The organism is Marinobacter sp. L-80 (genome assembly GCF_056859395.1).
This window is the reverse complement of record NZ_JBSXOI010000042.1, coordinates 70183-92847: the sequence shown is the minus strand read 5'-3', so window position 1 is coordinate 92847 and position 22665 is coordinate 70183. Positions and strand designations below refer to the sequence as shown.

The following is a 22665-nucleotide window of genomic DNA, read 5'->3' as shown; positions in this document are numbered from 1 at the left end:
GGTTGTGAAAGAGCATGCAGGTTAGACTTGGACATGGCGTATCATTCCTCTGTTGGTTGTGATCGTCGCGGTGATCAACCAACAGGATACGCCACCCCTTCAACCTGCTTCCATACACCAGAAATCACCATAACTCTTCGGGCGCGGGCCTGAGCCTGATCCAGGCCGACGACGCCACGCTGCCCTCAAGCGATGCTACCTACAACGGTTTTTTCAACGTACTGATCGATAACACCGGTCAAATCATCTTCGGCGGTATCCTGAACCAGTAATCGGGCTCGGTGACGGATCAGGTCGATGGGCTTAACAATGAGGTGCTGTTACGCAGCAATGCCGGCACAACGTCTGTGATCGCCCGGGAAGGCGACCCTGCGAGGAATGGCACCGAGTTTCCGACACTGGATGCGGGAAATATCTACTTTACAGAGAATATCCAGGGTAATCGGTTATTCTCGTCCTTGAGTTCAGACGGCAATGGTGCGATTACCTTTAAGCCCGGGTCGAACACGGATGCCTTCAAAGTGGCAGACGATTCGTTTTATCCAGCGGGCAGCGCATTTTGGACGATCACAGGCTTGGGGCAGAAGGCCCAATCGTTAAAGGCCGGTGAAACGCTACTTCCTGGCAATCTCGAGCCTAAAAACTTTGGTTCCCTCGATTTCGACAGCAACCAGGCAGAGCAACTGGTGTTTGGGCTGTCGCTTCAAAACGCGGACGGGACTGCGCTGGCCGGCTCGGAGGATACCGGTATATACGTCCGTAATGCCGATGGCAGCTATCGGGAAGTCGTGCGGGAGGCTGGCGGCTCCGCGCGGGACTTTATTTATAATCTGAACTCGGCGAGACCTCTGCTGACCGATAACGGTGAAGTGTTCTACTACGCCCTTAGAGGGGTTTCCGGGCCGGCCAATCGGGGCATCTACACCGATTCGCTGGGTAACGGTGATTTTACCCGGATCAGCCGTAGCGAGCAGACGCTCCTGCTGGATGATGGCTCGCTCTTTGAGGTCACCGGTTTCATTGGCGGCGCGAACTCGTTCGAGGTGGGCGCCGACGACTCCGTGGCCTTCCTGGTCAACTCGGGCACCCTGGATCAGGAAGACGCTTTGCTGGTCTGGACCAACGACGGAACCAGTGCCACCACGAAGGTGTTTTTCCAGGAGGGGGATCCCGTTCGAGGTTTGCCGGATGCTTCCGGTGTGGAGCTTGCTGTTAGCTTGGGCTCGAACACAACCAGATTGGCGTTCAGCCGGCAATCCTGGGCGGCATTCCGGGCGAGCGATGAGGCGGACATCAATAACCGAAAGAGTCTGCTGCTTGCCTCCAGCCCTTCAGGTTATACCCGCGTGATCGCGAGGGAAAGGCAGCAGTTCGCGGTTGATGGCGTCAATTATGGTGTTGTGACCGAAATCCTGGATTTCAAAATGGCTGCGCCGGCCGAAATGATTGTGTCATTGCGATTTGATGAAGATGGTATATCCGGCCTGCAACCAGACGGCTCTTTTGTGGGGCCAGACGGCAAGAATGGGCTCTTCCGTGTTGTATTGTGCAGCCCCTCAGAGCCCTGTTAACAGGAACTCGTAAACTGCAACATTCATCGGCAAGGTAAACGGCATATCGAAAATAAACGGGTAGGGTGCCAGCAGCGATCTTGCCCGTCTTCTTTCAAATAAAAAAGGCAGCCCTGAGGCTGCCTTTTTTGATCACGTATTGGCTGTTATTTACAGGCCAATAACGTTCTCTGCCTGCGGGCCTTTCTGGCCCTGAGTCACGGTGAACTCAACTTCCTGGCCTTCGGCCAGAGTTTTGAAACCGCCACCCTGAATATTGCTGTAATGAACAAAGACGTCTGCGCCGCCTTCACGAGTAATAAAACCAAAACCTTTTGCTTCGTTGAAGAACTTAACGTTGCCGGTAATTGTAGACATAAATAGTTATCCTGAAATTAATCAATAAGGTGCCGTCAAAGGATCGTTGTGATCATTGATCAGCGATATGCGGGAAATAAAAAAACGTGCAGGATCAAAAACAGGACAAAAGGTGTGGCAACACAAGAGGTCTTATTCGTGAAATGCTTTGCTAGATCTTTCCAACGAGAAGGACAGTACGCTAATTAGGAGGCCCTGCATAGCAAAGTTTTCAACTGTTGCGAAAAACCGGAACAGACTTGTTTGCTGGGCAAACACTCTGTTCCGGTGTGCATTCGCGTTCTAACGTTCTTTTATATTTCCGTCCGCATCGGAAATCACTATCTCTACCCGCCTGTTCTGTTGGCGCCCTGCGGATGTTTCGTTCGTCGCAACCGGGTATTGTTCCCCGAATCCCTGCACTTCAATCCGGGCCCGATTAATACCTCTATCCATCAGGGCCTCTCTTACAGCCTCAGCCCGACGCTCTGACAGTTGTTGGTTGTAAGATTCTGCTCCGGTGCTGTCCGTGTAGCCTTCCACGCGCACGCGACGGTTTTCATATTCAGCCATGAATTCAGCCAGGCGGCCTACTGTCGTTTCCCCGGCAGGTTTCAGTTCAGCACGATTCAGGTCGAACAGAACGTCACCCAGGGTAAGTACCATGCCACGGTCTGTCTGTTCGGCCTGCATAGCTTCCATTTGACGGCGCAATTCAGCAGCTTCCTGCTGGGCAGCCTGAGCCTCTGCAGAGCGAGCCTGCAACTCCAATTCCTTGCGTCTTTCTTCGGCGGAGTTTATCTGTTGCTGCAGCTTGGCGCGTTCGGCCTGCTCCCGGGCAATCTCGGCATGGCGATTGGCCAGGTAGGCCGCATGCTCGATTTCCGCGGTGCTGGCACCCTCTTCCAGTAATCGCTCAGCGCGGGCAAGTTGATCCCTGGCGCTTCTCAGCTGGCGGTCGCCACTGCGGGCAACGTCTGGATCGGTTCTGATATCCTCATAGGCCGCCTTTGCTTCGTCAACCATTTGATTGTCCTTGGGCGCACTGGCACATCCGGCCATGAAGATGGAAAAGCCGACAACCATGCTCAAAATCATGTATCGATTATTCATATCAATCTCCTGTTTAAGCTGGCGCCCTTACTGGCTTCCATTCATGCGTTGGCGAAGAGACTCAATGTTCCTGTTGATCTCTTCCACAGCCTGTTTGGCCTTTGCAGTTTCGGCACGCGCGCCGGCCAGCTGAGCATCGACGGATGCCTGTTCCAAAAGGTGCAGTGCTTTCTGATAATTCTCCTCGCTCATTTCATCGTCGATGAGCTCTTCGGCATCGGCAAGCTTGTTCTGGGCCTGATTCAGCAGCACTGGCTCAAAGTTTCTTGCGTCGGATGACACCGCTTGTTGAACGGAAGATTCGGCGGCTCGCATTTGAGAGGTGGGGGGCTCCACGGAGCCTGCGCAACCGGTGATAGCGACGGCTATGCCGGCGATCCCGACGGCGCCCAATATCGACATATAATTGCTCATGCAATATCTCCTTATACTGGAAAACGGAGGCCTGACTGATTCCTTTAATCCAGTCAGGTTGCTGATCTGTGGTAATGGACCTGGAGGAGAACTCAGGGTATCTGTCAGCTCAAACGCCTCTACTTCCTCAATTCAAAGATAGCAGTCAGTGGTGTTGTGCACATGAGCATTTATCAATGAACATTAACAGCCGAAACACACTGTCTGAGAACGAGTAAGCCCTCCAAAATGAACGCTCCTTTCAAACTCCGGCCTTACCAGCGGGAAGCGGTTGACGCCACGCTGGCTCATTTTCGGAAAACCGATGAGTCCGCCGTTATCGTGCTGCCAACCGGTGCGGGGAAAAGCCTGGTTATTGCCGAGTTGGCGCGTCTCGCAAAGCGAAAGATCCTGGTGGTAACCCACGTAAAGGAGCTGGTGGAGCAGAATCACGCCAAGTACCAGAGCTACGGGTTAACCGGCGGAATTTTCTCCGCCGGGCTGAAGCGGAAGGAAAGTCACCACCAGGTGACCTTTGCCAGTGTGCAGTCGGTATCGGCGAACCTGGATCAGTTTCGGGACCAATACTCGCTGGTTATTATCGATGAATGCCATCGGGTCAGCGGGGAAGAAACCAGTCAGTATCAGCGCATCATAGAGCTCTTGCGGCAACAGAACGATTCTCTGAAAGTGCTCGGGCTGACTGCGACGCCATACCGTCTGGCCATGGGCTGGATCTATCGCTATCACTATCGGGGCTTTGTTCGGGGCGAGGATGACAAGCCCTTTCAGCACTGCATTTACGAGCTGCCCCTGAGTTACATGATCAACCGGGGGTATCTCACCCGGCCGGAGCTGGTGAACGCGGCAGTGGCGCAATACGATTTCTCTGCGCTGCCCCAGGACCGCTTTGGCGAATACGCCGAGAGGGACGTTAACCAGCTGCTGAGCAAACACAAGCGCGTGACCCGGGCGATCATTGAGCAGGTTGTGGAGTTGGCTGCCGAGCGTCAGGGCGTGATGATCTTTGCGGCCACCGTGGAGCATGCGCGGGAGGTCGCCGGGTACCTGCCAGAACACGAAACTGCCTTGATAACGGGCGCCACCGATCTGAAGGATCGGGACTTGCTGATTCAGCGCTTCAAGCAGAGGCAGTTGAAATATCTGGTGAACGTGTCTGTGCTCACCACGGGCTTTGATGCGCCCCATGTGGACTTCATCGCCATTCTTCGGCCCACCCAGTCGGTGAGTCTCTATCAGCAGATTGTGGGCCGTGGTCTTCGTCTGGACGAAGGCAAGCAGGATTGCCTGGTAATTGATTACGCCGGCAACCATGTAAACCTGCATCACCCGGAGGTGGGGGAGCCGAAACCGAACCCTGATAGTGAGCCGGTGCAGGTGTTCTGCCCGGGCTGCGGGTTTGCCAATATCTTCTGGGGCAAAACAGACGGTGATGGCCGTGTGATCGAGCACTACGGCCGCCGTTGTCAGGGGCTGCTGGAGCCGGTTGACGGGGTTCAGGATGAACGCCCGCAACAGTGCGATTACCGATTCCGCTTCAAGGAGTGCCCGCATTGCGGGGCCGAGAATGATATTGCAGCCCGCAACTGCCACCAGTGCCAGAAAGCCATCATCGACCCGGATGACCAGCTCCGGGATGCGCTGAAACTAAAGGATACCATGGTCATCCGCTGCGCCGGGATATCGCTGGTCGCCGATGGCAGCAAGTTGAAGATCACCTATCACGGGGAAAATGGGGAAGAGCTCGGCGAGTCGTTTGATTTCAGCAAGCCGGGCCAACGCGCTGTTTTTAACAGACTGTTCGGGCGTCGTTTTGCCAATAGCCAGGCCCCGAAAGCGTTCAGCTCAGCGGATGAGGTGCTTGAGCTGGAGGCCTTATTGCCGGCACCGGATTTCGTGATTGCGCGTAAGCAGAAGCACTATTGGCAGGTGCAGGAACGGGTTTTTGATTATCTGGGGCAGTTTCGGAAGGCGAATGAAGTTTAGGCCCGGTTTTCCTGTCCTGCTTTTACTTGCCTGCAGTCAGCTCCGCTGCTCGTTATAATGGCGTATCTAAAATCATCGAAGAGAACCCTATGCCAATTGAAAAGAATCAGGTCGTCCTGTTCCACTACAGCGTTCGTGATGAGCAAGACAACGCTGTTGAAGACTCCCACGGCGGCGAGCCGAACGCCTACCTGCATGGCCATGGCGGCATCATCAAGGGCCTGGAAGAAGCCCTGGAAGGTCGCGATGCCGGCGATACCTTCAGTGTGACTGTCACTCCCGATAAAGCCTATGGGCCCCGCAAGCCCGATGCCATCCAGCGGGTGCCGATCAAGCATTTGATGGGGGCCAAACGCTGGAAGGCGGGCATGGTTGCTCAGGTTCAGACCGAGCAGGGGCCTCGCCACGTGGTTGTTGCCAAGGTGGGCCACAAATTTGCCGATGTGGACACCAACCATCCGATGGCCGGCAGAACCCTGACCTTTGATATTGAGGTGATTGACGTGCGCGCCGCGACCTCGGAAGAGATAGCCCACGGCCACGCGCATGGCCCGGGCGGGCATCACCACTAAGCATGTGAGGGCAGGCATGCAGATCGGCGTGATTGCAGATACCCATAGCAAAATGCGTCCAGAAGCCCTGGAAGCCTTGAAGGGCTCGGAGGTCATCCTGCATGCCGGCGATGTCGGGCGGGACGACGTTCTGGACGCGCTCGAGGCGATCGCGCCGGTCATTTCCATCCGCGGTAATATCGATAAATCCGGCCGTGCAGCCGAGCTTCCCGACACTCGAGATCTGGAGTTTCTCGGCCAGGCCCTTTACATGCTCCACGATGTCAAAACCCTCGACTTCGATCCGCAAGGCCGCTACCGCGTGGTGATTGCTGGCCACTCCCACAAACCCCGCAACGAGTGGATTGGCGATGTGCTGTACTTCAATCCCGGTGGCGCAGGCCCCAGGCGCTTTACTTTGCCGATTACGGTGGGGCGGCTTGTAGTGAATGAAAACGGTGTGACTGGTGAGATTATTGAACTGCGTACCTGATCGAAAATGGCGTTACACTAAATCTACCGGTGTTGGCGGCACCGTTCTTTCGCCGAACCATTTTGGGTTTCGAGACTAACTTTCAATTTTTATCGGGTAAGGCGCAGTGATTAAAAGGTTAAGGAAAGCCGTTTATCCAGTGGTGGTTTTAACGCTGTTTATGATGGCTGCGTGCCCGGTTTCTGCAAAGATCTATAAATGGGTGGATGAAAACGGCCAGGTGCATTTCGGCGATCGGCAGGATCACCGGGTCGCGCAGGAAGTGGTCAATGTTAAGCCACGTGCCTCGGAATGGTCGCGTTTTGAGATCGATATCAGAACTGTTGATGTTGAGCTGAGCGAAGCGGAACACCAGCAGATCGTTGAAGGCGTTAACAACGTCTATGAGTTCTTCGACCGGGTGATGTCTTTTGATATGCACCGGACGGTGCCGGTCAATATTCTGATTCTCAAAGACAGCGCGGCATACCGTAACTACCTCGTCCGTCGGAACAGGGGGATGGCTGTTGCCTCTTACGGGCTTTACATACCTTCCGAACACCAGATCGTCGTCTATGTTCGTAAAAACAGAAATCTCACCTTCAAAACCATCAAGCACGAAGTGAGTCATGCGGTTGTCGATACCATCGTTCCCTATGCGCCAGCCTGGCTGAACGAAGGGTTGGCAGAGCAGATGGAGACCATTGAGCGCGATGAATCCGGCTTGTATTTTGAGCGCCACCGTGAAAATCAGTGGGTGGTTGATCAGGCACTTGAACAGGGCCGTCTGGCGGGCATCGATCAGCTATTGAAGCTGCCAAGCAACAAGTGGCGACATTCTGATCTGTCGGGGCGCGGAAGCCTGCGGGCCCAGTCTGGCCAGTTCGTGTATTTCCTGATGTCCAAACCTACCCGAAGAAACTTTGTGGTGCGCCTGATGCACAACTTTAATCGGGGAGATCGCACCATCTCCTATTATCTGGTCAACGACAATTACATTGGTGGTGTAAGCATGCTGGCCCTCGACTGGCGGCGCTGGTTGCACGATCAGGGAGAGGGCGTCGTCAGGTTATAAGTTCGAAGCCGGCGACCAGACTTCCCCGTGCTGCATCACCCGAAAGTTCGTTTCGTTCAGCCCTTGTCGCTCCAGGGCGGCTCTTAGCCGTCGGGGTGGCTCGTCCATGGGCTCGTCGGTGAGCACGAACGTGCCCCAGTGCATCGCCACCGACTGTCGGGAACCGATATCCTGATGAATGCTCACCGCCTCTTCCGGGGCCACGTGCACCGGCGCCATGAACCAGCGCGGGTCGTAGGCCCCAATGGGCAGCAGCGCAGGTTGTCTCCGAAGCGCCGGTGTAACTGGCGCACGGTTTTTTCATCAAGGTGGTCGTAGTGGTTGTGGGAAATCAGCACCAAATCAATCGGCGGCATGTCTGCTACCGTCAGGGCCGGCGGTGTGTAACGCTTCGGCCCGACCAGTTGAAAGGGGCTGGCGCGTTCCGACAGTACCGGGTCGGTGAGCACGTTCAGACCACGATACTGGAACAGGAACGAGGCGTGACCCAGCCAGACCAGTTGTGGTTCTTCGGGCGGACTCATCAGGGAATGCGTATCTGGCCGCAGCAGCGTGAAGCGTTTTCCCTTCGGGAAGTTGCGGCCCGGGGCCAGTTGCCAGCGCATAAAATCGCCAATGCCATGTCGGGGGACTGGCTCCAGGTTGCGGTACCTGCCCCGATAGAAATGAGGTTCCGCAGCGAGAGCGGCAAGGCGATTACGGTCAACGGTCATGGATCGAACTCTCATTCTTGTCAGGGGCCAATGCCAATAGCTCCTGCAACATGCTGTAGCTTAATCCCCAGATGCAGGCATCCTGGTAACGGCAACAGGGCATGTTGAGTGTGCCCAGGGGCGTGCGCCAGGAAAGTCGGCCCTGGTTCGCGTCTGCGCCGAGGTAGTCCATCGGCACCCAGACCGCTCGCTCGACTTCGTGATTCGTCGAGACCGACTTCGGTCCGCGCCACTCGAACACATAGGGGGTGACCACCATCGGGCGCCAGCGGCTGTGATGGCGGGTGACCAGGTCGGACAGCCGGATGAGAAAGCGGCCGTGGCGCCTCAGATTCATGCCGGTTTCTTCCAGTGTTTCCCGCTCGGCAGCGGCTCGTGCAGATGCATCTTCAGGTTGCAGGCGGCCGCCCGGGAAAGCCATGTCGCCAGACCAGGGGTCACCCTCCCGACGGGCCCGCTGGATAAAGAGCAACTCCTTGCCGCCGTTTTCTGTGCTTCGAAAGATAAGGGCGACGGACGCTCGGGCGAATCGGCGCCGAAACGGTATCTTGTGGGGGCGCAAATGGCTTAGCCAGGATTTCGAGGTCAAGAAAGACTATCCTCTGGTAATGGTTGGTTATAGTTAAACACATCCTGCACAGGCTAGACGCAATCCCGATATTCAAAACTTCAATCTGACGGCCCGCTGGCTATTGTCGGCTCCTTCGCCGTGCGCAAAACCGGTCAAAATTTTCTGGCTTTGGTCTACATTGTATTGAAGCGAACGGTAAGTCACCGGTTATCGCACCAATGATGGACACCTTGGCGGTAGGCTGATGGAGCTGGAGCAGATCAATGCCATAGAACGGGCAACCCGTTATGGGCGCGCCGAGGTGCTTCGCCTCGGTGTGGCCGTGATCTTCATTGTCGGCATCATGTTGTATGTCCGCTCGATAGGGGCGGATGCGCCAAACATGGTCATGCTGGTGGCAGCGGCCATGATCGGCGGCTACATGGCGATGAATATTGGCGCAAACGATGTCGCCAATAACGTAGGCCCTGCCGTCGGTTCCAAGGCTCTTACGCTTGCGGGTGCAATCGCCATTGCCGCGATCTTTGAGGCCAGCGGCGCGCTTATCGCCGGTGGCGATGTGGTGAGCACGATAAAAAAGGGGATTATTGATCCTGCCCTGATTGGCGATGCCGACACCTTCATCTGGCTCATGATAGCCGCTTTGCTGGCTGCTGCACTGTGGTTGAATGTTGCCACATACGTGGGCGCGCCAGTCTCCACGACACACTCAATTGTTGGTGGTGTTATGGGTGCGGGCATCGCTGCCGGAGGCTCGGGCATTGTTGATTGGGGCCAGTTCGGCCAGATCGCTGCCAGTTGGGTTATTTCCCCGGTGCTTGGCGGTGCCATTGCAGCCTTGTCTCTATACCTTATCAAGCGCCGGATTACCTACAAGCGGGATATTGCCCAAGCTGCGAAACACAACGTTCCCCTGTTCGTTGCAATCATGGCCTGGGTCTTTTCGACCTATCTGGCGTTGAAGGGATTAAGCAAGATTGTCGAGATCGGGTTACTCCCCGCCGTTGGGTTGGGGGCAATCGTCGGAGCCATCGTGTGGTGGCTTACAAAATGGTTGATTCACCGCCACTCCGCCGAGGTGGAAAACAGCAAGGCGGGCGTTGATGGCCTTTTTACTATCCCGCTGATTTTTGCGGCCGCGCTTCTGAGCTTTGCCCACGGCGCGAATGACGTTGCCAACGCAGTCGGCCCGCTGGCCGCGATCAATGAAGCCGTGCTTCAGGGCGGAATAGCGTCCAAGGCCGCGATTCCCAGCTGGGTGTTGTTGGTGGGTGCACTTGGTATCGCGCTTGGCCTGGCACTGTTTGGCCCCAAGCTCATACGCACGGTAGGTTCGGAAATAACGGAGCTCGACCGGATGCGGGCTTTCTGCGTAGCGATGGCTGCGGCGGTTACGGTTATCGTTGCCAGTCAGTTAGGCCTTCCGGTGAGCTCAACGCATATTGCGATAGGGGGTGTGTTTGGCGTTGGCTTTTTGCGCGAACATCTCAAAACGACCTATCGCCAGAAGATTGATGAGATCGAGGCGCACTATGCCGGAGAGGACCGGGAGAAAGTAGAGCGGGTGCTGGAGGAGTTCGAGGAAGCTTCCTTTGAGGAGAAGGGGCAAATTCTACAGAACCTCAAGAGGAATAATGGTGGCACGGCACCGATCTCGAAAAGCGATCGCAAGGGTCTGAAAAAGGTTTATCGCCAGGAGCTGGTAAAGCGATCAGCGGTGTTCAGGATTGTGGCTGCCTGGATTGTCACCGTTCCATTATCGGGACTGTTAGCGGCTATGCTTTTCTTCACGATCAGGGGGATGCTTCTTCCATAAGCTCTCTCAGTTTGGCAAGTTGCGCCTCAACGACTCGCAGGCGAACTTCTGTTTGAGCGGGTGTTTCCCCCGGGGCGCCGGAAGTCAGTCGGTCGCGGTATTTCTCCTGTTTCTCCACCAGCCGCTCTTCAAGCCGCTTCAGTTCTTCAAGCTCCAGGGACTTACCCTTGTCATGGTCGCCCAGAATATCGTCAAGCTTCGCCACAAGATCCTTGAAACCCACTGTTCCGTCCTCTCTGTTTAAAGCTTAATCGGAATTCGTCATGGCATGACTTCTGCCCGCCCTGCGTCGCTCACCGACAGCTCCTCTGTGGTTCGAGCGGCTTCAACATCCATGGCAGTCAGGAGCTCGCGGGTTCCTGTCAGAATAGCATCGACGGTTTCGCTGGCGTAGGCAGAGTCGTTTAGCAGAGACGTAGCCATGGCGGCATCAATCCGTTTTGCACCCAGGAGTTTTGTGACACGACCGACCATCGATTCGCGGTCTACTCGTGCACGCACAGCGATCTCGTCGAGCTCCAGTATTGCTGCGCTGGCATCCTCAAACCGGCCTTCGTAAAAACGATGGGTCTCACGCAGTACCATCGCGACTCGCAGTCGAAGCTCGTTGTACTCTTTGCGAATCGTGGCGTTATCCGACGCCATATAAATTGTGAGATTCTTGCGTAGGTGTTTGACATGCTTGATGGCTTCGACCATCTCCGCGGCAGCATGCTGAAGACGATAAAGCGATTCGGTGGAGTTGGCCGGCGACTCCCGGGTCATTCGCCCGGAAATAAAGTCGAGAATGGCGTTGTACAGGCGTTTTACTCGCTGTCGGTAGATCAGGTCGATGTCGATATCGATGCGTTCCCGGGAATTGTTAATCATCGCTTCAAGGTCATCGCTCTGGCGAATATTTTCGCGGTGCAGGTGGAGGCCATGGGCAAGGATAACGAAGGCTTGATCGAACAGGTGCCAGACCTCCCTGCGCACTGCCGCGTTTGCACTATCGGGTGAGTCCATCGCAGCCTGATTCAGGTACCGCGGCTGTGCGGCGACCTCTTCCTCTCGCTCTGGCAGCCAGCGCTCGAGTGCCCGTGCCATTCTCGATATCAGTGGCAGCATGATGGCAACACCAAGGCAGTTGAACAGGGTGTGGAATAACGCGAGCTTGATCGTATAGTCATCGTCGGCGATCGACATGAGCGCTGACAGGGCATCCACTGACCAACGCAGGGGCTCGATCAGCACCAGGGCAATCACCGCCGTTACCGCGTTGAACAGGAGATGGGCGCCTGCCAGACGCTTGCCAGTGATATTTGCACCCAGACCACCGATCAGCGCGGTGACGGTTGTGCCAATATTCGCACCAATGGCCAGGGCCAGAGCGTTTTCATAGGTAATCTGCCCCGTGGCCAGACCGGCCAGAGTCAGCGCCAGCGTCGCATGGCTGGATTGCATCACGACGGTCGCCAGAATTCCGAGGCCTGTGTAGACAAGAAGTCCTGCGACACCGTCCATTGCATACTCGCGCAGATCGACAGCCGACTCGTAACTTTCGAATCCCGCCTTCATGAAATCGATGCCGAGAAACAGAAACCCGAGCCCGGCGAGAACTGCACCGAAGGCTTTCCAGGCTCGTGGTTGCTGGAAATTCAGTACCACGCCAAAGACAAGCATCGGCAAAGCAAAGGCCGAAAGGCTCATTTTCATACCGATGGTGGCGAACAACCAGGCGCCGGTCGTAGTGCCGAGATTGGCGCCGAAGATAATGCCGATACCCGTGATCAGCGGAAGCAAGCCGGCGCTCAAAAACGAGATCGTGATCACCGATACCAGGGAACTGGACTGCATGATGGCGGTACTGACGATGCCAAAACCGAGGCTTTTCGGAATCGTATCGGTTGTACGACGCAGCACGCTCTCGAGAAAACCACCGGTAAACTGGCGAAACCCGTTCTCCAGCGAGAGCATGCCGAACAGAAAAATGGCAACGCCGGCGGCAATCTGTTTGAACTCTGGGCTCAACCAGAGCGCAAGGGCGAGGATTCCGAGGATCAGAGCAAGAAAGAGTTGGCGATAGTTCACTGGGATTTAAAGTTCCCTTTTACGAATTATTTGACTATCAGTTTGCACTGGGACCATATCAGTGGTCATCCTTTTGAATTGTAGGCTGTTAACTTTTTAAACGCGTACCCAAACCGTGAATCGGACTTTAATAACCCGGCATTCATCGCAAAAAAGCGAGCGATTGAAACCGTGCCTTGCGATGCACCCGAAAGGAGGCCAGATGACGTTCGAGCATATCGTTCAGATAAACGACCTGACCAAGCCAGAGCTACCGGTTCTGACCCGATTCCAGGTGTGGGAGGGGCTGGTGCTCAGGGCCCGGCGCCCGGACAAGTTCCTCGTTGGTGTCTATGATTACGAGATTCTGGATCAGGGCCCGGCTTACCTGAAGCGTAGCCTCCAGCTGCCGGGACTGCAGGTGGTCGATGAAGTTACTTTCTGGCACGAGGCGAGGATAGAGTACCGGACTCAGCCAACGGCCACCCTCCCGGCCGCAACACTTGTCATGGATATCGAAGAGCCCGAGCCGGCATCACTGTTTGTCCGTTTCCGGTATGAAACAGCGAGCATCGAGAACCGCGGTGATTCGATGCCCTATGACCAGTATCTTGAACAGGCCTATTTGGCCACAGACATTGAGACGATTCAGATCATTCGGCAGTTGGCCGAGACAGGGGTATTCTGACAAATCCCACTCGTTTGATGGAGTGGGAGCGTATCCTGTCCGTGAGCCCACAGTTGAGGAGTAGCCATGTTTCGCATTCATGTCGAACGAGTTCTCGAGAAGGATATCGAGTCAGTCTTTGAAGCCATCTCCGACCACGCCCGCTATTCCCGGTTTCCAGGGGTTAGCAAGTCTTTACTGATTGAAGAGGGTAGAGACGAGAAAAATGGCACTGGCGCCCTGAGAATTATCGGAGCGGGCCGGCTCGAGCTCACTGAGCGTATTACCCGGTTCGAGAGGCCAAACCGAATGCATTATCAAATTGAAAAATCGAGCCCGTTCGCCGTTCAGCACACGAAGGGAGAGATTGTTTTAAAGCCAGAAGGTGAGCAGACCCGGGTTACCTGGGTTTCTGAAGGGCATGTGCAGGTGCCGCTGCTGGGTGGGGTAATGGACCGATTGGCTGAGCGCAGCTTTTCCAGAGCCTTCAGTTCTTTGCTCAAGGCTATTGAGCGCCTCTAGAGCTTGAGCTGAGCCCACACTATTCATAACTCGACAAACCGTGGCACAACCATGAGCCCTACACCCACTGCCAGCATCTCCCAGGCGCTGCTGGCCAGGTAGGGATACAGGATCATGGCAATGCCGCAGTAGCGGGTGACGATGTTTTTCCTGCGCCGGCCATACATGAAATAGGCGAAACCGATGCAGCCAAACAGCAGCGACAGGAAGATGTCAGCGGTTTCCATGCGGTGAACTCCTCCGGTAAGTTTACCCGTATAGACTAATTGTAGAGTCTCAAAATAGGGAGCGAGTTGGTTATGAGAGTGTCTTTTTCAGTGAAAGCGGTGCTAATCCTGCTATCACTTGCGCTGGCACCGATAGTAGCGCATGCAAAGCCCGTGTGGATCGATGTCCGCACAGAGGCAGAACATCGGCAAAGCCACATAGATGGAGACCCGCTGATTCCGCATGACCAGATCGTTGCGGAGGTTACCGAGAGGTTCCCGGACAAAGACACCGAGATTAATCTTTATTGCCGCAGTGGCAACAGGGCAGGTAAAGCAAAATCGGCTCTGGAGCGTGCCGGTTATACAAATGTTGAGAACAAGGGGAGCCTGGCTGAGGCGCGTGAAGCGCGTAGTCTATAGGGAGCGAACAATTTTTAGCCACTTCAGGTATAATGGAAGGCTGACGATATTAATTAAGCCATCCCGACCTGGATATCACTATGAGCAAGAAACCCGAGAAAGTAACCCTGACTTCTGCTGCCATTGAAGAACAGACAGCCGCGTTTTTGAAAGCGGGCGGATCTGTGGAATACGTCGGCAAGGGCAAAAGCGGACAAGTATCCCCCACGGGTTCAAAGCAGATCAGCCTGAAAAAGTAACGCCCATCTCAGTGACGAGGATTGCTCTGATCGGGGGAGGACTCGTCATCTGAGGCGTTGTCATTCGATGTGAGGTAGTAGTCTTTCTCATCGAATGTTTTCACATCAGGATCTTCAATATAGTTTTTGCGTTTGCCCCGATACAGCCAGACGGCGATGATCGCGACAATTACTGCGAGCACAATTCATTTCATCGTTGTCTCCTCCACAAGGTCGTCGTTCTTATATTGAGCACCTTGCAGAGTGACCAGTCAATGTAACTTGCACATACGCTTCAAAGAGGCTCGGATCGGCATTTGAGCAAAATGCCATTCGCGCCTTTACTTGATGTACGGACAGCAAAGGTGTCGTGCAGATCATGATGGAATCATTCGGTGCAGATTTGATTGAGCAGCCCCGTCGAAATCTTGGCGATGCCTTTCAGGCAGTGTCAGGCGAGAATCTCGACTGGGGGGCGTTGCTGGTACAGGTACTTGGCCAGCTGCTGGTCTCTGTAATCTACCTTGGCGTCTTCCTGGGCGTTTATCTGATTCTGATCGCTGCCATCAGGCTGGGTCTTGGTGAGCGGCGAACCAAAACCCCTCTTTACATCCAGATGCGCAGCGGCCTGCGCTATCTGGCCGGGTTGGGTGCGCTGATAGTTATTCTTGCGCAATTCGGGGTTTCGCCTGAGGTTCTCAAGGCGATGGCGAGGGCAGGTTTCATGGTCCTCGGTTTCTACGTGGTCTGGGTAGTTTTCCGGCGTCTGATCAAGGAAGGCACTTCACGCTATCGAATGGATCCTTCCATCCGGCAACTGGTCGAGAATCTGTTTGCGGTTATCGCCGCAACCCTTGCGGTGGTGACGGTGCTTGCCCAGTTCGGTTTCGATGTGGTGTCGATTATCGCCGGTCTGGGCATCGTCGGTATTGCCGTTGGTTTTGCAGCGCAATCCACTCTCTCCAATTTCATTGCGGGAATCACCCTGCTCATTGAAAGGCCTTTTCGAATCGGTGATTGGGTCACCATCAACGGACAGGAAGGCAAAGTGGTGAAGATTGCCTTGCGAACCACCTGGCTGCGAACCCGGGATAATATCTTCACGATGATTCCAAACGACAGTGTTGCCTCCACGGATATCATCAATTACAGCGCAGAGGGCGTGACACGCCTGAATATTCCCGTGGGGATTGCTTACAAGGAATCTGCGAAGGCGGCGAGGGAAGTGCTGATGCCGGTTTTGCTGGCACATCCCGAAGTTTTGCAGGGCGCTGGCATGGAGCCCCGTGTTTTGCTCAAAAGCCTCGGTGATTCGTCAGTGAACCTCGAAGTCAAAGTGTGGATAACGCCGGATAACCTGGATGTTCGGCCCAGAATCATGGCCGATATTCTCGAGCAGATGAAAGAAGCCCTGGATGCCGCCGGTATAGAGATTCCCTTCCCGCATCTGCAGCTGTTCATTGACGATGCAAAAGGATTGAAGCCGGTTCTCGAACCTTTCTACAGGCTACGGGGATAAAACGGAAAATCCTTGCAGGCAGCCCTTCGGATGCTTGCATCTTGTGACTCCAGATCCTTTCGCAATCGTCTTGATAGTGGAGGGACAGGCTCGCTTCCTGGCCTGTAAGGGTCTAAATTGTTGTGTATGGAAACTAATTTCCGCGTCTGGCTGGGACACTCTGGTCTGACGCATCGGGTTGTTGCCAATGCCCTTTGCGTTATTTCGAATATAAAGGGGTAACTTATGGCGATCACACCGAAATCCAAAATGTCGCAGGAAGTGCTGGCCTGGCGCGATCCCTCCATGGACTCGGTTCTGGGAACGGAAACACCCAAGGACCCAAACAAGGGCTATATTGCTCTTCTTGGCTGGAGTATTAATGCGATCAAGGCGGCTCAGAAGTTCGATCGCCGCTATATCGTGGTTGCCCCGGATTGGGCTGCCGATTTTTGCACGGCCAACAATATTCCCTTCATCCCCTGGGATTTTGTTCGCCTGAACGATCGGTCAATGGAAATCGCTGAAAAGCTGAAAGCCGAAGGGGTGGATGTCGCAATCCCATTGTTCGAGGAAACGGTGGAATGGTCAGGCGCGATCAACTCTGTTCTGTTGAATAATCCGCGTATGTACGGCCAATCCATTTTGTTCCGGGACAAGGCGCTGATGAAACGTCGGGCCCAGCTTGGTGGTATTCGCGTCGGGATTTTCGAAGAAGCCCACGAAAAAGATGACATCATTCGCTTCATGAAGCGGGTTAACCAGACTCTGCTTAAACTGGATGGTGACCCGGACGATCCGATTCACGTGAAGGCCTTCGATAAAGCCGGCTGCCTGGGTCACCGCATGATCCGCACGCTGGAAGAAATCGATACGATTCCGGACGAGGAATACCCCCTGCTCATGGAAAGTCATCTGAGTGGCTGGGAATTCGCTGTTGAGGCCTGGATCCACGATGGCAAAATCAAGTTTCTGAATATTTCAGAGTACGTCACCCTGGGTTACTCGGTGTTTGTTCCTGCCACGAAGGAACTTGAAAGCTGGCGCGAAGCAATCACCAAGCAGATCGAATTGCTGGTCAAAACATTTGATATTCAGTTCGGTCTGATCCATCCGGAGTACTTCGTAACCAGCGACGGCACCATGTACTTTGGCGAAGTTGCGTACCGTCCACCCGGGTTCAAGGCCTTCGAATTGATTGAACGCGCGTATGGATTCAATGCCTACCAGGCTTCCATGCTGGTGTTTGATCCCAAGAGCACCAAGGAAGAGGTCGATGCCTTCTTCCCCCGCGAAGTGGTCGATGCCAAAGGTTATGCCGGTTGCTTCGGTGTTTATCCGAGACGCCGAGTAGTGAGCAAGCTGGAAATGCCCAAAGAGTGCATTGAGCATCCTTACTTTGAGTCGCACGAGTTGGTGGCCCCTGCCGAGGAAACAGTTCCGGACCGATCCGCTTTTGGTACTCACTGGGGGCTTGTGTTCTTCTTCGGTGACGACCCGATCAAGATGCGGGATCTTCTGAAATCCCAGGAGGAGCTGGACTTCTACGTCTAGGAACGACAGGAGCCGGCTGATACCCGGCTCCTGATAGTCCGACACAGCTTCTCCGGGGCGTTACCAGTTCTCTGAGAAAGGCCGCGCATCGAGCTCGAAAGTCCAGGCTGAGCGTGGCTGGTTGTGTAGCTGCCAATAGATTTCCGCGAGGTCGTCGGGCTCGATAATGCCGTCCTCGCCCTTGCTCGCATAGAGGTCCGGCAAAAATTCTGCCGTGGCTTCATTGCGGATGAGGCCATCCACCACCACGTGAGCGACGTGAATCCCTTGCGGGCCTAATTCCCTTGCCGTGCTTTGCGCCAGGGCGCGCAGTGCATGCTTGCCGCCGGCAAAGGCCGCAAAGCCGCGTCCGCCGCGGAGGCTGGCGGAGGCGCCGGTAAAGAGGAGTGTGCCTTCATTGCGTTGCAGCATTTTCTTTGCGACCTCGCGCCCGACCAGAAACCCGGCCAGTGCGCACATCTCCCAGACTTTCCGGTAGACCCGGGTGCTGGTCTCGCAGATATCGTATCGAACGTTTCCGCCCACGTTGAAGACGGCCACCCGTATTGGGCCATGCTCTGACTCAACGCGCTCAACCAGCTCAATGACCTGGTCTTCGTCCCTTGCATCGGAGTGGATGGCTGTCGCGCTCGAGCCGAGAGCCCGAATTTCCGAGCTGAGAAGATCAAGATCCCCGCGCCTGCGGGTGACCACAAGGTGGAAGCCTTCCTTTGCAAAGCGCCGGGCGATGGCAGAACCTAGGTGGTCGCCGGCCCCGATGATTAGAGCAACTGGTTTTTCTGTTGTTGTCATTTTGCCACCTGTAGTGAGGCCTTTATCCGTGGGTTCGAATCGTATCGGCGATCTTTTCAGCAATCATGATCGTCGGGGCGTTGGTGTTACCACCAATCAAAGTCGGCATGACTGAAGCGTCGACCACCCGCAAACCCTCAAGTCCGTGAACCTTGAGGCTGGAGTCAACCACGGCCAGATCATCTATGCCCATCTTGCAGGTGCCTACCGGGTGATAGATCGTATCCGCGCGGGCGCGAATGTGGCGTTCCCATTCCTCATCGCTCATGCCGTCGTGAACGCCGAACATTTCGGATTGTCGGTACGGCGAGAGTGCAGGCCCTTCGAGAATCTCCCGGGTGATTTTTGCGCCTTTGATAGTCAGATTCAGGTCGTCTGGATCGGACAGATAGTTGGGGTCGATGCCGGGATCGGTCATTGGGTCGGCGCTGAGCAGAAAAACACGCCCTCGGGATTTCGGACGCAGGTTGCAGACGTGGCAACTGAAGCCGTGTCCCCAGTGCAGTTTACGGGCGTGATCCTCCACGATGGAGACGACGAAGTGCAGCTGCAGGTCCGGCTTGTCCTGCTCCGGGTCAGACTTCAGGAATGCCGCCCCCTCTGCAAAGGGCGAGGCAATCATACCCGTCCCATCCGTTCGCCATTGGAGGGAATGGCGAAGCATGTTCTTCATGCCCGTTAAACTGAAGCCAAAGTTATCGGTATCCGCGGACTTGTAGGCCAGAATGAAATCCAGGTGATCCTGCAGATTTCGGCCGACGCCCGGCAGCTCGTGAATCATGTGAATACCGTGCGGGAGGATGTCTTCAGGGTTTCCCACTCCGGATAGCTGTAGTAACTGCGGTGAACCGAAGGCACCGGCGGATAGGATGACTTCGCGGTTTGCTGAGGCCGAGAGCGATCGGCCCTTGAGTCGATACTCAACGCCGGAAGCACGTTTTCCGTTAAAAAGAATTCGGGTCGCACGGGCACCGGTCACAACCTTTAGGTTGTTGCGCTGTTCCATGATCGGATACAAATACGCCGCAGCGGTGGAACAGCGTTCACCATTGCGTTCGGTGTCATGAAACTGGGTAACTTCATAGAGGCCAACGCCCTCGTTGTCGCCGGTATTGAAATCGTCGCTTGCGGGATAGCCGTGCTCTTTAGCCGCCTCGATAAAGGCTTCGGAAATGGGCCTTGGTGATCGCTGTTTGCAAACATGCAGTGGGCCCTTGGCTCCATGGTATTCGCTGGCTCCACCTTCATGGCATTCCGCTTTGCGGAAGTAGGGCAAAACATCGTCCCATCCCCATCCGTCGCAACCCAGCTCGGCCCATCCATCATAATCCGCGCTGTGTCCACGCACATAAAGCATTGCGTTGATCAGGCTGGAACCACCCAGCCCACGGCCTCTGGGTTGGAATCCTCGACGCCCAGCCAGCTCGGGCTGATGCTCTGTATTGAACGCCCAGTTGTTGATCTTGCCATGGCCGGGCATGATCGCGACCACACCAGCTGGCGCGCGGGTCAACAAGTGATCGCCCTTGCCGCCTGCCTCCAGGAGACAAACGCTGACATCAGGGTCCTCACTCAATCGCGCCGCCATCACGGCGCCAGCCGATCCGCCACCTACAATGATGTAATCAAAAATCATACGGTCCCCGGTTCCTGTTTTTGTTTTGGGTGTACGCTTTCCTGAGCCAGAAAAGGCAGCAGTCAACGAGATGCAGGATCAAGGTTAGACCATCGCCTGGCCGAGCGCCTCTTGGCAGATGGACAGACTGCTAAGAGCGTAGGATGCCGAACTGGTCGTGATTCCCGGTGCCGGGCATGCTGCAAATCTTTCGCACCCGGATCCGGTTAATCAGGCATTGGATAATTTCTTGGAGCGACTGTAGGCCGCGGATTCATTCCGCGGCATCCGCTTCCTGCTTGGTTTCATGCTCGTTTCCCGGGGCGTGCTCTGGTGGGCAGTAGGTTGTGTAAAGCTTGAACATGCCGTTTCCGGTGTTACGGAAGTTGTGAAAGGTACCCGAGGGCACGATGCTGACGTCGCCCGCCTTTACAGGTACCTTCGTTTCGCCGATCGTCGCTTCTCCCTCGCCCGAGACGAAATAAAGCAGTTGATCATGTCCCTCGTGAACTTCGCCGCCAATCTCGCCGCCTTCGGGAATGGCCATCAGAACGAGTTGCGTATGATCTCCGGTCCATAATACCTGCCGGAACTCTTCGTTGCTTTTCGCCATTTCCACAACGGGTAGCGTGGTTCTGCGAACTTCTTTCATTCCAGTATCTCCATCCGTGAATTCAGTATTTGGTACTCCTTTTAGCCGCAATCGGATCGCCGGTCTTCAGGCGAAGTCGTAATCACCGCCTTTCTCGAGCGCCCTCTGATAAGCCGGTCGGGCATGAACGCGTTTGACCCATCCGCTGATGTGAGGCCGGTTCCTGCCGACGATGCCCCTGGCTACGGAAGCCTCAAGCGGGAAGCTCATCTGGATGTCCGCCGCGCTCAGTTTGTCCCCCAGGAACCAGGTGTTCTTCGCCAGATGGCTTTCCACGAAATCCAGGTGGGTCTTGATCATCGGGCCTATAAACATCTCGTTGGTTTTGTCCGAAATGCCTTTGGCGACAGGTTTAACAAAGAACGGCATCGGGCTGGTTTTTACCTTTTCGAAGACAAGGCGCAACACCAGAGGCGGCATCAATGAGCCTTCGGCGTAGTGCAACCAATAGGTGTAGTCGAGCCAGGCTTGCCCCCCGCTCTCCGGGAGCATGGTGTCTTTGCCGTAGGTGTGCGCCAGGTATTCGATGATGGCACCGGATTCGGCAACCACCAGATCGCCGTCTGTGATCACCGGGGATTTTCCAAGCGGGTGCACCTTTTTCAGGCTTTCGGGGGCCAGCATGGTCTTGGGATCTCGCTGGTAATGCTTGATCTCGTAGGGAACACCCAGTTCTTCCAGCATCCAGAGAACGCGCTGTGAGCGGGAATTGTTGAGGTGGTGAACTGTAATCATGCGCAAGCTCCGTTCGCATTGAAAAATGGTCGGGTGTGAAGAGTAGTCTGCAAAGAGCGTTTTGGTTCACCGCTGGCGGTGATTAAGTGGCTAATTACGATTGCGCACCGCAAAGCCGTGGCGCCTGAGCTCCTTCAGAATCTCGGGCACCTTGAAGGGCATCAACGTTCGCGTTGTTTTCAGAAGGCTGATGGCAACATGCATCCGTTTGTACCAGAGTACCTGGCGGATCTTCTTCTTCATCGGGTGATAGCCTTCCCGATAAAGCTCGTCAACGCGGTCGGCGTTATTGGTAAGGCTGTAGTCGCTCAGGTCCAGAGGTACCGATATGTCGGCATGCTTCAGTTGCTTGCGGGTGTTGAAATCGATGCCAATGTTGATGGCGTTGGAAATGACATCGAAGGTGTTGTCCGGCTTCGGATAACGGCTGACATGGCTGAGATCAACGGCCACCGTAATACCAGCACCCATTTTGGCCAATGGCGAAATGGGGACGTTTTCCACCAGCCCCCCGTCCACCAGAATCCGCCCATCGATTTCAACAGGTACAAACAGGCCGGGAACCGCCATTGAGGCGCACACGACATCCGCCAGATTGCCTTCCCGGAAGATCAGCTGTTCACCGGTTTCGATATCCGTGGCACAGATGGCCAGCGGAATCTCGGCGTCCTCGATCCGGACATCGCCCAGATCGCGGTGAATCATCTCCCGAATGGCGTTGGTGCTGAACAGCCCGCCGCGCTCAAAGGTAAAGTTGATGATTTTGGAGAGGTTCAGTGTTGAGCAAATGCTGAGGATGGATTCCGCCGGGCGGCCGAAAGCGTAATAGCTCGCGATAAGCGCGCCGGCGCTCGTACCCGAAATGCAATGAATCTTGATTTGCTCTTCTTCAAACGCTTTCAGCACACCAATGTGCGCAATGCCTTTGGCAGCGCCGCCTCCCAGAGCCAGACCGATGCGGGTGTTAAAGGGGTTGAGTTTCATCAGCGGGAACCTTCAGGCGTTGCGAGGATTCGTACCGCACAAGTCTAACAGAGTTGGAAATTTTAATTCTTAGAGTTCAAAATATTGGGGTGGCACTTAGAGAGGTAAACTTTCCAACCGACTGCCGGGTTA

General features: G+C 55.2%; 27 protein-coding genes. 12 read left to right on the top strand and 15 right to left on the bottom strand.

The annotated features are described in order from the left end of the window. Positions 1 to 281 precede the first annotated feature (281 nt). Positions 282 to 1571 (top strand): hypothetical protein, encoded by a 1290-nt coding sequence (locus AC13E3_RS03180; protein ID WP_405416968.1) that lies wholly within the window; start codon positions 282 to 284, stop codon positions 1569 to 1571. A 150-nt stretch (positions 1572 to 1721) separates the two neighbouring features. On the opposite strand, the gene AC13E3_RS03175 is transcribed toward AC13E3_RS03180, so the two are convergent. The 3 genes from AC13E3_RS03175 to AC13E3_RS03165 form a co-directional block, all read right to left on the bottom strand. Further along, the gene (locus AC13E3_RS03175) at positions 1722 to 1928 is read right to left on the bottom strand and encodes a cold-shock protein (RefSeq protein WP_008172483.1); all 207 of its coding nucleotides are present in this window, start codon (positions 1926 to 1928) and stop codon (positions 1722 to 1724) included. A 282-nt stretch (positions 1929 to 2210) separates the two neighbouring features. Then, positions 2211 to 3020, bottom strand: coding sequence for an outer membrane lipoprotein YfiB (yfiB, locus tag AC13E3_RS03170; RefSeq protein ID WP_424005554.1), 810 nt, complete (start codon positions 3018 to 3020; stop codon positions 2211 to 2213). 27 nt (positions 3021 to 3047) lie between these two features. After that, a complete protein-coding gene (locus tag AC13E3_RS03165) occupies positions 3048 to 3434 on the bottom strand; it encodes a DUF4398 domain-containing protein (protein WP_041645509.1) in 387 nt (128 codons plus the stop codon). A 228-nt stretch (positions 3435 to 3662) separates the two neighbouring features. Here AC13E3_RS03165 and radD point away from each other — a divergent pair, with 228 nt between their 5' ends. The 4 genes from radD (at position 3663) to AC13E3_RS03145 (ending at position 7518) form a co-directional block, all read left to right on the top strand. Then, positions 3663 to 5420, top strand: coding sequence for a DNA repair helicase RadD (gene radD, locus AC13E3_RS03160; RefSeq protein WP_482901699.1), 1758 nt, complete (start codon positions 3663 to 3665; stop codon positions 5418 to 5420). A gap of 89 nt (positions 5421 to 5509) precedes the next feature. Beyond that, positions 5510 to 5992, top strand: a complete 483-nt coding sequence (locus tag AC13E3_RS03155; protein WP_008172475.1) for an FKBP-type peptidyl-prolyl cis-trans isomerase — start codon at positions 5510 to 5512, stop codon at positions 5990 to 5992. 16 nt (positions 5993 to 6008) lie between these two features. After that, positions 6009 to 6464, top strand: a complete 456-nt coding sequence (locus AC13E3_RS03150) for a metallophosphoesterase family protein (RefSeq protein WP_482901700.1) — start codon at positions 6009 to 6011, stop codon at positions 6462 to 6464. Positions 6465 to 6603: 139 nt separating this feature from the next. Then, entirely contained in the window at positions 6604 to 7518 is a 915-nt protein-coding gene (locus AC13E3_RS03145) for a DUF4124 domain-containing protein (RefSeq protein WP_482901698.1), read from the top strand. Here AC13E3_RS03145 and AC13E3_RS03140 read toward each other — a convergent pair. Genes AC13E3_RS03140 through AC13E3_RS03130 form a run of 3 tightly spaced genes read right to left on the bottom strand, consistent with a single transcriptional unit; the run spans position 7513 to position 8820 of the window. Further along, a complete protein-coding gene (locus AC13E3_RS03140) occupies positions 7513 to 7737 on the bottom strand; it encodes an MBL fold metallo-hydrolase (protein WP_254775530.1) in 225 nt (74 codons plus the stop codon). The genes AC13E3_RS03145 and AC13E3_RS03140 overlap by 6 nt on opposite strands. Next, on the bottom strand, positions 7701 to 8231 hold the full coding sequence (locus tag AC13E3_RS03135) for an MBL fold metallo-hydrolase (protein ID WP_254775529.1): 531 nt from the start codon (positions 8229 to 8231) through the stop codon (positions 7701 to 7703). The genes AC13E3_RS03140 and AC13E3_RS03135 overlap by 37 nt, the downstream gene beginning before the upstream one ends. Then, on the bottom strand, positions 8221 to 8820 hold the full coding sequence (locus AC13E3_RS03130) for an NUDIX hydrolase (RefSeq protein WP_482901697.1): 600 nt from the start codon (positions 8818 to 8820) through the stop codon (positions 8221 to 8223). Before AC13E3_RS03130 ends, AC13E3_RS03135 begins: the two co-directional genes overlap by 11 nt. 226 nt (positions 8821 to 9046) lie before the next feature. Here AC13E3_RS03130 and AC13E3_RS03125 point away from each other — a divergent pair, with 226 nt between their 5' ends. After that, a complete protein-coding gene (locus AC13E3_RS03125) occupies positions 9047 to 10618 on the top strand; it encodes an inorganic phosphate transporter (protein WP_008172469.1) in 1572 nt (523 codons plus the stop codon). Here the strand turns inward: AC13E3_RS03125 and AC13E3_RS03120 are convergent. Further along, entirely contained in the window at positions 10596 to 10823 is a 228-nt protein-coding gene (locus AC13E3_RS03120; protein ID WP_324123730.1) for a hypothetical protein, read from the bottom strand. The genes AC13E3_RS03125 and AC13E3_RS03120 overlap by 23 nt on opposite strands. Before the next feature lie 56 nt (positions 10824 to 10879). Then, the gene (locus tag AC13E3_RS03115) at positions 10880 to 12688 is read right to left on the bottom strand and encodes a Na/Pi cotransporter family protein (protein WP_482901696.1); all 1809 of its coding nucleotides are present in this window, start codon (positions 12686 to 12688) and stop codon (positions 10880 to 10882) included. A gap of 202 nt (positions 12689 to 12890) precedes the next feature. On the opposite strand from AC13E3_RS03115, the gene AC13E3_RS03110 reads away from it, so the two are divergent. Continuing rightward, a complete protein-coding gene (locus AC13E3_RS03110; protein ID WP_482901695.1) occupies positions 12891 to 13355 on the top strand; it encodes an AtaL-like protein in 465 nt (154 codons plus the stop codon). Positions 13356 to 13421: 66 nt separating this feature from the next. Then, complete coding sequence (locus tag AC13E3_RS03105) at positions 13422 to 13856, top strand: SRPBCC family protein (protein WP_053112858.1); 435 nt, start codon at positions 13422 to 13424, stop codon at positions 13854 to 13856. Between the two features lie 23 nt (positions 13857 to 13879). Here the strand turns inward: AC13E3_RS03105 and AC13E3_RS03100 are convergent, their stop codons facing one another. After that, positions 13880 to 14083: a hypothetical protein gene (locus AC13E3_RS03100; RefSeq protein ID WP_008172460.1), complete on the bottom strand. Its 204-nt coding sequence runs from the start codon at positions 14081 to 14083 to the stop codon at positions 13880 to 13882. A 72-nt stretch (positions 14084 to 14155) separates the two neighbouring features. Between AC13E3_RS03100 and AC13E3_RS03095 the strand changes: the two genes are divergently transcribed. Both AC13E3_RS03095 and AC13E3_RS03090 read left to right on the top strand, forming a co-directional pair. Then, the gene (locus tag AC13E3_RS03095) at positions 14156 to 14485 is read left to right on the top strand and encodes a rhodanese-like domain-containing protein (protein WP_008172458.1); all 330 of its coding nucleotides are present in this window, start codon (positions 14156 to 14158) and stop codon (positions 14483 to 14485) included. A gap of 80 nt (positions 14486 to 14565) precedes the next feature. Then, the gene (locus tag AC13E3_RS03090) at positions 14566 to 14724 is read left to right on the top strand and encodes a hypothetical protein (RefSeq protein ID WP_008172456.1); all 159 of its coding nucleotides are present in this window, start codon (positions 14566 to 14568) and stop codon (positions 14722 to 14724) included. Positions 14725 to 14732: 8 nt separating this feature from the next. Here AC13E3_RS03090 and AC13E3_RS03085 read toward each other — a convergent pair whose 3' ends face one another. Continuing rightward, a complete protein-coding gene (locus AC13E3_RS03085; protein ID WP_008172455.1) occupies positions 14733 to 14906 on the bottom strand; it encodes a hypothetical protein in 174 nt (57 codons plus the stop codon). Positions 14907 to 15082: 176 nt separating this feature from the next. Between AC13E3_RS03085 and AC13E3_RS03080 the strand changes: the two genes are divergently transcribed. Beyond that, the gene (locus AC13E3_RS03080) at positions 15083 to 16222 is read left to right on the top strand and encodes a mechanosensitive ion channel family protein (protein WP_482901694.1); all 1140 of its coding nucleotides are present in this window, start codon (positions 15083 to 15085) and stop codon (positions 16220 to 16222) included. A 225-nt stretch (positions 16223 to 16447) separates the two neighbouring features. Further along, positions 16448 to 17755, top strand: a complete 1308-nt coding sequence (locus AC13E3_RS03075; RefSeq protein WP_053112857.1) for a carboxylate--amine ligase — start codon at positions 16448 to 16450, stop codon at positions 17753 to 17755. Positions 17756 to 17815: 60 nt separating this feature from the next. Here AC13E3_RS03075 and AC13E3_RS03070 read toward each other — a convergent pair whose 3' ends face one another. From AC13E3_RS03070 to AC13E3_RS03050, 5 genes are all read right to left on the bottom strand, one after another. Continuing rightward, positions 17816 to 18547, bottom strand: a complete 732-nt coding sequence (locus AC13E3_RS03070) for an SDR family oxidoreductase (protein ID WP_053112856.1) — start codon at positions 18545 to 18547, stop codon at positions 17816 to 17818. 22 nt (positions 18548 to 18569) lie between these two features. Next, a complete protein-coding gene (locus AC13E3_RS03065; protein WP_482901693.1) occupies positions 18570 to 20183 on the bottom strand; it encodes a GMC family oxidoreductase in 1614 nt (537 codons plus the stop codon). Positions 20184 to 20436: 253 nt separating this feature from the next. Further along, on the bottom strand, positions 20437 to 20814 hold the full coding sequence (locus AC13E3_RS03060) for a cupin domain-containing protein (RefSeq protein ID WP_104270631.1): 378 nt from the start codon (positions 20812 to 20814) through the stop codon (positions 20437 to 20439). A gap of 66 nt (positions 20815 to 20880) precedes the next feature. After that, positions 20881 to 21549 carry a glutathione S-transferase family protein gene (locus AC13E3_RS03055; protein WP_008172445.1) on the bottom strand — a complete coding sequence of 223 codons (669 nt, stop codon included), beginning with the start codon at positions 21547 to 21549 and terminating at the stop codon, positions 20881 to 20883. A gap of 90 nt (positions 21550 to 21639) precedes the next feature. Then, positions 21640 to 22533: a patatin-like phospholipase family protein gene (locus tag AC13E3_RS03050; RefSeq protein WP_008172443.1), complete on the bottom strand. Its 894-nt coding sequence runs from the start codon at positions 22531 to 22533 to the stop codon at positions 21640 to 21642. Positions 22534 to 22665 lie beyond the last annotated feature (132 nt).